Source organism: Mesorhizobium sp. M7A.F.Ca.US.011.01.1.1, from assembly GCF_003998295.1.
Taxonomy (GTDB): Bacteria; Pseudomonadota; Alphaproteobacteria; order Rhizobiales; family Rhizobiaceae; genus Mesorhizobium.
The window spans coordinates 1-9,019 of sequence record NZ_RZRT01000105.1 but is presented as its reverse complement, the minus strand read 5'-3'; the positions used below and the strand labels follow the sequence as shown (position 1 = coordinate 9,019).

The window sequence follows — 9,019 nt, the reverse complement described above, 5'->3', positions numbered from 1 at the left end:
CTCCTGGGCCAGCGCCAACGGAAGTCTCCCTCCCCCTTGTGGGGAGGGGTTAGGGGTGGGGGTCCGTGCCGGGCAGACATCTCAGGAATTCCATATGCGATAGCCCTGCCCCTCGTGGGGGAGATCGACCTTCATCAATGCCTTCGCAAACCTTCAGCATCCCGGCCGCAGGCCGAGCCCGCGACCGCGGGCCGCCGATCGTTCGGCGCCCCCGCGGAGGGCCCGCCGCGGCAGCGGCGATACGGCCCGTGAGCGAAAACTAAACGGCCGTCAGGCCGCCTTCTTCTTCGGCTGGATCAGGCCGCGCTCGACCAGCAGCTCGGCGATCTGCACCGCGTTGAGCGCCGCGCCCTTGCGCAGATTGTCGGAGACGATCCACATCGACAGGCCGTTGTCGATGGTCGAATCCTCGCGGATGCGCGAGATGAAGGTGGCGTCTTCGCCGGCCGATTCCAGCGGCGTGATGTAGCCCCCGTCCTCGCGCTTGTCCAAGACCTGGCAGCCCGGCGCCTCGCGCAGGATATCGCGCGCCTCGTCGGCGGTGATCGGCTTTTCGAACTCGATGTTGACCGCTTCCGAATGGCCGATGAACACCGGCACGCGCACGCAGGTCGCCGTCAGCTTGATCTTGGGGTCGAGCATCTTCTTAGTCTCGGCGACCATCTTCCACTCTTCCTTGGTGGAGCCGTCATCAAGGAAGACATCGATGTGCGGGATGACGTTGAAGGCGATGCGCTTGGTGAACTTCTTGACCTCGACGCCATCGGCGACGAAGACCGCGCGGGTCTGGGTAAAGAGTTCGTCCATACCTTCCTTGCCGGCGCCCGACACCGACTGGTACGTGGCGACGACGACACGCTTGATGGTGGCGAAGTCATGCAGTGGCTTCAATGCCACTACCAGCTGCGCCGTCGAGCAATTCGGATTGGCGATGATGTTCTTGCGCGTGAACAGCGAGATCGCGTCCGGGTTCACTTCCGGCACGATCAGCGGCACGTCCTGATCGTAGCGGAAGGCCGACGAATTATCGATGACGACGCAGCCCTGCTTGCCGATCTTCGGCGACCATTCCTTTGAGACGCTGCCGCCGGCCGACATGATGCAGATGTCGGTGTCGGAAAAATCATACTGGTCGAGCGTCTTCACCTTCAGCGTGCGGTCGCCGAACGACACTTCCGTGCCCTGGCTGCGCCGCGACGCCAGCGCCACGACTTCGCTTACCGGAAAGCCGCGCTCTTCCAGTATGTTGAGCATTTCCCGGCCCACATTGCCCGTGGCGCCGACGATCGCTACCTTGAAACTCATCGAAAAATCTCCTGTCCCTCTCCGCTTGGTTTTTGGAGAAACCCGCTGGCCGATGCGGGTTCCGTCCCCCGGGCCGAACCCGGGAGAGGGTGGTTAGGCCAAGGGAGTCACACCGTTTTGGTGGTGGTTTTGGCCATAGTTTTGCTGGAACGAGGGGACGCGCCGACGCGCCCGGCCCAATGATGTGCATTGAGGCTGGGGGCATCGAATGCAAGAAGAGCCATCAAAAGGCCGCGCATCGAAAAACGATCCCGTTCAAAGCGGGCTTTTACGCGGTTTGCGTCAAGAGTCAATTGCGACGAGCGTCCTGTTGCCCTGTACAATCGCGGCGGCACGAAGTACGAACGGCATGACCATCCGGCTCATGGAGCGTCCCGACGCCCGCCGAAGACAGGCCCATTGCTGGGCATATAAGAATCCGAATTCCGAAAGAGTAAGATGTCCAACTTCGATGCACTCGTTCCCGCGCTGGCAAGGGCGCTGGAAAAACGCGGCTATTCCGAGCTGACGCCCGTCCAGAAGGCGGTTGTGGCGCCGGAACTCGGCGAGGCCGATGCGCTGGTTTCGGCGCAGACAGGCTCCGGCAAGACGGTGGCCTTCGGCCTCGCTCTGGCGCCGACCCTGCTTGAGGGCGCGGAGCGCTTTGGCCACGCCGCCGCACCGCTGGCGCTGGCGGTGGCGCCGACGCGCGAACTCGCCTTGCAGGTGACGCGCGAACTGGAATGGCTCTACGAACTGACCGGCGCCACCGTGGCTTCCTGCGTCGGCGGCATGGACATGCGCTCGGAGCGGCGTGTGCTGGAGCGCGGCGCCCATATCGTCGTCGGCACGCCCGGCCGGCTGCGCGACCACATCACCCGGCGCTCGCTCGACATGTCGGCGCTGAAGGCGGTGGTGCTCGACGAGGCCGACGAGATGCTCGATCTGGGCTTTCGCGAAGACCTCGAATTCATCCTCGACGCCGCTCCTGCCGAACGCCGGACGCTGATGTTCTCGGCCACGGTGCCGCGCTCGATCGCCACGCTCGCGCAGGGCTATCAGCGCAATGCCGTGCGCATCTCGGCCGCCGGCGAGGAAAAGCAGCATCTCGACATCGAATACCGGGCGCTGAGTGTCGCCCAGCCCGACCGGGAAAACGCCATCATCAACGTTCTGCGCTATTACGAAGCCAAGAACGCGCTGGTGTTCTGCAACACGCGTGCCGCCGTCAATCATCTGACCGCGCGCTTCAACAACCGCAACTTCTCCGTCGTCGCCCTCTCCGGCGAGCTCAGCCAGAACGAGCGCAGCCATGCGCTGCAGGCAATGCGCGACGGCCGCGCAAAAGTCTGCATCGCCACCGACGTCGCGGCGCGCGGCATCGACCTGCCCAATCTCGAACTGGTCATCCACGCCGATTTACCGACCAACCCCGAAACGCTGCTGCACCGCAGCGGCCGCACCGGCCGCGCCGGGCGCAAGGGTGTCAGCGCGCTGATCGTGCCTAACAGCGCCCGCAAGCGCACCGAGCGGCTGCTGCAGAACGCCGGCCTCAAGGCGACATGGGCGAGCCCGCCCTCGGCCGACGACGTGATGCGGCGCGACGACGAGCGCATTCTTGCCGATCCCGCTTTCGACGAGCCGGTGAAGGACGACGAGCGCGGTTTCATCGACGCGCTGCTCGCAAGACATGGCGCCGAGCAAGTGGCTGCCGCCTTCGTGCGCCAGTGCCGCGCCAGCCGCTCGGCCCCCGAGGACCTCATGGAGATCGCGCCCTTCACGCCGTCGCGTGAAAGACCGGCAGGCGAAGGTTTCGCGCGCCGCGACGAGGCGCCCAGCCGTCGCGACGATTTCGGTGACAGCGTCTGGTTCTCGCTGTCGATCGGGCGCCGGCAGAATGCCGAGCCGCGCTGGCTCATCCCGATGCTGTGCCGCACCGGCAGCATCTCGAAGCGCGAGATCGGCGCCATCAAGATGCAGCCGGAAGAGACCTACGTGCAGATATCAGCCGACTGGGCCGACCGCTTCCTGGCCGCAATCGGTCCCGACCGCAAGCTGCAAGGCAACATCCTGGTGAAGCGGCTCGACGGTACGCCCGATCTGTCGCGCGCCGGCTACCAGCCGCCAAGCCCCGACAAGAAGCCGCATCGCGGCAAGGCGCCGTTCGATCCCAACGCGCCGAAGCGCAAATTCGAAAAACGTGCACCGGCAGCAGTCGATCAGCGCCCGGCCACCGCGCATGAGGCAAAGCCATGGGCGAAGAAGCCGGGCAAGCCAAAATTCGACACCACCGGCGCGCCCAAGCACAAGAAGGCGAAGAAGCGGCCCACCTAGAGCATTTCACCGTTTCACGGAAACGGCGATCTGCTCTAACTCTTTGTTTTGACGCAATTCTAGACGGAAAACCGCGTCACACTTTTCCTGGAATTGCTCTAGGACTTCGGCCGGAGGGACGCGCTTGCCTGCAGGCCAGCCTTGATGGCAGCCCAGCTGGCCGATGCCGGCGTCGGGCGATGCTGCTTTGCGATGCGTTCCGTCAGCGACGAGCGCCAGTCCGGGTCCTCCGCCATCCTGCGGATTGCAGCGTACCAGCCGGCCTGGTCATTGGAATCGATCGCCGGCATCAGCCCGCCGCTCGCCTCGATCAGCGCCGGCGCGGTCGAGACGATGACGGGAACGCCGAAATCGAGACATTCCGAGGCGCCATAGCCCCAGCCCTCGATATGCGAGGGAAAGACGCCAAAGGAAGCGCTGCGACAATATCGGATGAGCTCCTCATCGCTGATCGCTCCGGTGAACGTAACCCGCTCAAGCAATCTCGGATGGGCCTTGAGATAGGCGCGCAGCGGATCGATCATCCAGCCCCAGCGCCCGGCGCAGACGAGCCGCGGCAGCGTGACGCCCTCGTCGAGCGCCTGCTGCCATATCCGTGCCAGCAGGATGTGGTTCTTGCGCACTTCGATGGTCGAGCAATAGAGCACGAACGGCTCGTCGGCCTCGATGCGCGAAGTCTCGCCCATGCGCGAAGCCGTTTCGTACAGGATGGACGGCATCGGAAACCGATATACCACCGGCTGCGTGACGCCTGCCTGTTGCATATGATCGGTCAGCGTCGCACCAACTTCGTCGGATGCACAAAATGCCGGCGCGCCGGAACGCACGAGGTGCTCGAGATATGACCCGTAGCGAGCCTCGCCAGAGCTCATACCAACCATGTCGGGGCGCAGTGTCGGGATGAGGTCGTGGCAAAGAAACGCGAGGCCACCGGCGCGCCCGGAGACGGCGGCTCGGTCGTCCCCGGTCAGAATGTGATGGCTGATCAGGACAAAGCCGCGTTCAGTCTCGTCCGGTTGGCTTGGAACCTGACGCGGGGCCGACGGGGTCCGCGCCCGCTGGTACAGCCGATAGGCCCGGATCAGCAGCCTGGTCGCCTGATAGGCAATCCCTTTGCGGCCATGGGTCACCGTCTTTGCGAGATGGCGGTCGGCGTCGCGCTTGCCCCATGGCTGCTGCCTCACCGCTTCGAGGGCCTGCGACATCGCCGTGCGTCTCCCAGGCCATCGTTTGAGGCGCCAGGGTGAAATCTCGCCCGTCGCGACATGGTCCTGCTCGAAAGGAGCGAGGGGGCGAAACCGGCCTTCCCACGGTCGGAACGCCACCACCTCCACGCAAGGGTCGGGATCGGCCAGGGCTGCGCTGACGAGAAAGCTTTCCACCCGCGGGATGCCGACAAGTCCCTGGCCGGACGGCCAGAACGTCAGGCCGGTGGCGTCGATGGCCAGCCTGGGAGGTCTTCTTTCCACTCCATCTTCAATCACGGTTTTACTGTCGGGACTCTCGACTGTCATGTTCTGCTTCTGTCGAAGGCGGTTGCACTCGATGCCTTATGCTTCATTTGCCGCGAAGAGGGTAGCCATGCTGGCTTGCCCATCGGCTCGGGCCTGTGCCACCTTCGGCTGGGACGTGGCGAGCGGGGGGTTGGCGAAATGCGGGGCGAAGTGCTTCACTACGACGAGGACCAGGGCTTTGGCTTCATATCCGGGGCCGACGGCAACCGTTACACCTTCACCCGCGAGAACCTGCGCCGGCAGATCGCCATGCCCAATGGCACGGCCGTCGAGTTCCAGCCGGGTGGCGGCCAGGCGCGCGACGTCTTTTCGATCGCTGCTCCGACCGCCGCAGACTCCGGCATCAAGGCCGCACCGGCCCAAGCCAGCGTTCCACCTGCAACAGCGCCTCCTGCGCAGCATTTCGGCCGGTCTTCCGAGACAGCCGAGCCCAGCGATCTCTGGGGCTATTTCTGGCGTGGCTTGACGCAGAACTATTTCAATTTCGCCGGTCGCGCCCGTCGCAAGGAATATTGGGGTTTTTTCCTGTTCTGGGTGGTCTCGCTGCTTGTCATCGGCGGCATCGGCCTTTTCGCCGACAACGAAATGGGCAATTTCGACAGCAGCGTATCGGCGGCGGTAACTGTTGGCCTTTGCGGCACCTTCGTTCTGGCGACATTGCTGCCCAGCATCGGCATGACCGTTCGCCGCATTCATGACATCGGCCTGTCGGGCTGGCTTTATCTGGTGGTGCTGATCCCGACGATCGGCAGCCTGATCATCCTGGTCTTCGCACTGATCCCGACGCAGGCCCGGGAAAACCAGTGGGGGCCGGTGCCGGCGGGTGTCAGGGTCTAGCCGCCTTCAACGCGTCACCCGAAAGCCTGAGAAAGACCTTCTGGCCGTGGCGCTCGGCGCCAAGCCGGCCGTAAAAACGCAGCGCGCCTTCGTTCCAGTCCTCGGTGGTCAGGTCGATCCGACCGATGCCTTCGCGCAGGCAATGATCGGCGAGAAAGCCGATCAGAGCCCGGCCGACGCCGGCGTTGCGGATGTTGTCCCGCACGAACAAATCCTTGAGGATCAGCAGCCGCTCAAGATCGATTCCGGGATGCGCGATCGCCACCGACGCCAGGCCGCGGACCTCGCCCTCGATGAAGGCAAGCGCGAAATGCGGGTAGGCCGGGCTTTCCTCGCCAAGCCATTTTCGTGCGGCAGACACGGCCCGGCTGGCATCGAGAGGTGGCTGCCGGTAGTGAACCGCCATCTCGCACAATATGGCCGCGAGCGCCGTCGCGTCCTCGATCGTCGCCCAGCGGACGTCGACCGTCACGATATCAGCCCAGGAATTTGGCGATGATCGCGTCGCCCATCTGAACCGTACCGACCTCGGTCATGCCATCGGACATGATGTCTTTCGTCCGCAGGCCCGCGTCGAGCACGGCGGCGATCGCGCTTTCGACGCGGTCCGCTTCCTCGACCATGCCGAAGGAATAGCGCAGGCACATGGCGAAGGAAGCGATCATGGCGATCGGGTTGGCGATGCCCTTGCCGGCGATGTCGGGGGCCGAGCCGTGCACCGGCTCGTAAAGCGCCTTACGCTTCTTGGTCTTCACGTCGGGCGCGCCGAGCGAGGCCGACGGCAGCATGCCGATCGAGCCGGTCAGCATGGCGGCAATGTCGGACAGCATGTCGCCGAACAGATTGTCGGTGACAATGACGTCGAACTGTTTTGGCCAGCGCACCAGCTGCATGCCGCCGGCATCGGCCAGCATGTGGTCGAGCTTGACGTCTGAGTAACGCGCCTTGTGGGTCTGGGTGACGACCTCGTTCCACAGCACGCCCGACTTCATCACATTGCGCTTTTCCATCGAAGTGACGTGGTTCTTGCGGGTCCGCGCCAGCTCGAAGGCAACGCCCGAAATGCGCTCGATCTCGAACGTGTCGTAGACCTGCGTGTCGATGCCGCGCTTCTGGCCGTTTCCGAGATCGATGATCTGCTTGGGCTCACCGAAATAGACGCCGCCGGTCAGCTCGCGCACGATCAATATGTCGAGGCCTTCGACCACCTCCTGCTTGAGCGAGGAGGACGCCGCCAGCGCCGGGTAGCAGATGGCCGGGCGCAGATTGGCAAACAGCTCCATGTCCTTGCGCAGCCGCAGCAGGCCGGCCTCAGGGCGCACCTCGTAGGGCACCGCATCCCATTTCGGACCGCCGACGGCGCCGAACAGCACCGCGTCGGCCGCCATCGCCTTTTCCATGTCGGCATCGGAGATCGCCGCGCCATGCGCGTCATAGGCGCAGCCGCCGACCAGCCCCTCATCGGTGGCAAAACCGCTGCCGAGCTTGTCGTTCATGACCGCGATCAGTTTCTTGACCTCGGCCATGGCCTCGGGACCGATGCCGTCACCGGGGAGCAGGAAAAGATGCTTCGTTGCCATGGAGAAACCGTCCTGGAAAGAATTTGAACCGCGGCCTTGCTAAACGCCAAGCCGGTTGTGCGCAAGGGGACGAGAAGCGCTGCGACGCAAACAGGCGCGGCTGTTTGGCGCTATGCTGCACTCCGCTGGCCTGCCCGCCTTCTCCGGACCTGGGTTCCTCGCCCCTGCCAAAGGCGGGGGAGAGGTGGCCGCGAAGCGGCCGGAGAGGGGGCTTTCGTAGGGCACTGGCTTAGCACGCGCGCAATCGCTCGCCTGGATACGGCAGCGCCATTCCCCCTCTCCGTCTCGGCTTCGCCGAGCCACCTCTCCCCCACTTCGTGGGGGCGAGGAACCCAGGCTAAACCTTCACCGATGCGAGAGAATGTTGACCAGCCTGCCGAACGGATCGCGGACATAGAAGCGCCGCACGCCCCAGGGCTCGTCGGCCGGTCCGTATTCGATGGCGAAGCCGGCGGTCTTTATGGCATCGAGCGCTGCATCGACATCGTCGACCTCGATCGACAGATCCGGCACCGGCGTGCCGGAACCGCCTTGCGCCATGAAGCTGATTTGGACATCCATTTTTGCTTGCGAGCCGTAGGTTGTGATCCAGCCGAGGTCCATGAGCATGTCGAGGCCGAGCGCGTCCTGGTAGAAGCGCTTCGCCGCCGCGATGTCGGATGTCTCGATATTGGCAACGATGCGCCGGACTTTCATCGTCGGTCGCCTTTCAAGCCGTGCGCCGCAGCGCCGTCACCTCGATCTCGATCTTCATTTCCGGTTTGTTGAGCTGGCAGACGATCATCGTCGCCGCCGGCCTGATATCGCCGAACGTCCCGCCCAGAATCGGGAAGACGATGTCCACGAAGGCCTGGTCGGTGATGTAGTAATGCGCCCGCACCACGTCAGCCATGTCGAAACCGCCATCCTGCAGCGCCTTGGCAATCGTCGCCAGGCAATTGCGCGTCTGCGCCTCCACCGTCTCCGGCATCGTCATGGTCGCATAGTCGTAACCGGTCGTTCCGGAGACGAAACACCAGTCGCCCTGCACCACGGCGCGCGAATAGCCCGCGGTCTTTTCGAAGGGGGAGCCGGTGGAGATGAGTTTTCGCATGGGTGTCCTCGCGATGGTTGCGGAGATTTTGCAGGGAAGGGGCAGGGCTGACCATGGGCCAGAGGTAACCAATTGTTGCTACGAGCCGGAGCTCCGACCATGGAGATTAGCCGAACCCCTCGCGTCTTCGTCATCCTATGGCGAAGCAAGGAGCGAAGCGACGCGGCGCAGACCATAGGATCCATGCCGCGACTTCAAAGCGTTGCAGCGGTTCAGAATTCTGCTCCGCCGCACCCTCCGACAACCGTCACGGCATGGCAACTGTGTTCATGCGAAAGCTTTTTTATCACGGATGATGGCGTTTAGGACGACGAGGAGCTTCCTTGCGACGGCGATGATAGCCTTCTTCTTTGACGCTGAGCGAGCTGCGATGGCGC

General features: G+C 64.0%; 8 protein-coding genes. 2 read left to right on the top strand and 6 right to left on the bottom strand.

Translation table 11 applies throughout. The features are described 5' to 3' along the window. Nucleotides 1–270: 270 nt before the first annotated feature. Complete coding sequence (locus tag EOA13_RS35755; protein WP_023814446.1) at nucleotides 271–1,305, bottom strand: aspartate-semialdehyde dehydrogenase; 1,035 nt, start codon at nucleotides 1,303–1,305, stop codon at nucleotides 271–273. A gap of 438 nt (nucleotides 1,306–1,743) precedes the next feature. On the opposite strand from EOA13_RS35755, the gene EOA13_RS35745 reads away from it, so the two are divergent. Then, nucleotides 1,744–3,618: a DEAD/DEAH box helicase gene (locus EOA13_RS35745; RefSeq protein ID WP_127297866.1), complete on the top strand. Its 1,875-nt coding sequence runs from the start codon at nucleotides 1,744–1,746 to the stop codon at nucleotides 3,616–3,618. A gap of 98 nt (nucleotides 3,619–3,716) precedes the next feature. Here the strand turns inward: EOA13_RS35745 and EOA13_RS35740 are convergent, their stop codons facing one another. Then, nucleotides 3,717–5,087: a glycosyltransferase gene (locus EOA13_RS35740; RefSeq protein WP_245490580.1), complete on the bottom strand. Its 1,371-nt coding sequence runs from the start codon at nucleotides 5,085–5,087 to the stop codon at nucleotides 3,717–3,719. A 183-nt stretch (nucleotides 5,088–5,270) separates the two neighbouring features. On the opposite strand from EOA13_RS35740, the gene EOA13_RS35735 reads away from it, so the two are divergent. After that, nucleotides 5,271–5,969, top strand: a complete 699-nt coding sequence (locus EOA13_RS35735; protein WP_127297864.1) for a DUF805 domain-containing protein — start codon at nucleotides 5,271–5,273, stop codon at nucleotides 5,967–5,969. Here EOA13_RS35735 and EOA13_RS35730 read toward each other — a convergent pair. From EOA13_RS35730 to EOA13_RS35715, 4 genes are all read right to left on the bottom strand, one after another. After that, nucleotides 5,959–6,441, bottom strand: coding sequence for a GNAT family N-acetyltransferase (locus tag EOA13_RS35730; protein ID WP_127297863.1), 483 nt, complete (start codon nucleotides 6,439–6,441; stop codon nucleotides 5,959–5,961). The two genes, EOA13_RS35735 and EOA13_RS35730, sit on opposite strands and share 11 nt — an antisense overlap. A 4-nt stretch (nucleotides 6,442–6,445) precedes the next feature. Beyond that, on the bottom strand, nucleotides 6,446–7,549 hold the full coding sequence (gene leuB / locus EOA13_RS35725) for a 3-isopropylmalate dehydrogenase (protein ID WP_127297862.1): 1,104 nt from the start codon (nucleotides 7,547–7,549) through the stop codon (nucleotides 6,446–6,448). A 345-nt stretch (nucleotides 7,550–7,894) separates the two neighbouring features. Continuing rightward, the gene (locus EOA13_RS35720; protein WP_127297861.1) at nucleotides 7,895–8,245 is read right to left on the bottom strand and encodes a VOC family protein; all 351 of its coding nucleotides are present in this window, start codon (nucleotides 8,243–8,245) and stop codon (nucleotides 7,895–7,897) included. Nucleotides 8,246–8,258: 13 nt separating this feature from the next. Further along, nucleotides 8,259–8,642 (bottom strand): RidA family protein, encoded by a 384-nt coding sequence (locus EOA13_RS35715; RefSeq protein WP_127297860.1) that lies wholly within the window; start codon nucleotides 8,640–8,642, stop codon nucleotides 8,259–8,261. Between the last annotated feature and the right edge of the window lie 377 nt (nucleotides 8,643–9,019).

Bases quoted from the DNA above. Each gene is read 5' to 3' on its own strand.
- EOA13_RS35755 (WP_023814446.1), bottom strand. From the start codon at position 1,305: ATGAGTTTCAAGGTAGCGATCGTCGGCGCCACGGGCAATGTGGGCCGG.
- EOA13_RS35745 (WP_127297866.1), top strand. From the start codon at position 1,744: ATGTCCAACTTCGATGCACTCGTTCCCGCGCTGGCAAGGGCGCTGGAA.
- EOA13_RS35735 (WP_127297864.1), top strand. From the start codon at position 5,271: ATGCGGGGCGAAGTGCTTCACTACGACGAGGACCAGGGCTTTGGCTTC.
- leuB (WP_127297862.1), bottom strand. From the start codon at position 7,549: ATGGCAACGAAGCATCTTTTCCTGCTCCCCGGTGACGGCATCGGTCCC.
- EOA13_RS35720 (WP_127297861.1), bottom strand. From the start codon at position 8,245: ATGAAAGTCCGGCGCATCGTTGCCAATATCGAGACATCCGACATCGCG.
- EOA13_RS35715 (WP_127297860.1), bottom strand. From the start codon at position 8,642: ATGCGAAAACTCATCTCCACCGGCTCCCCCTTCGAAAAGACCGCGGGC.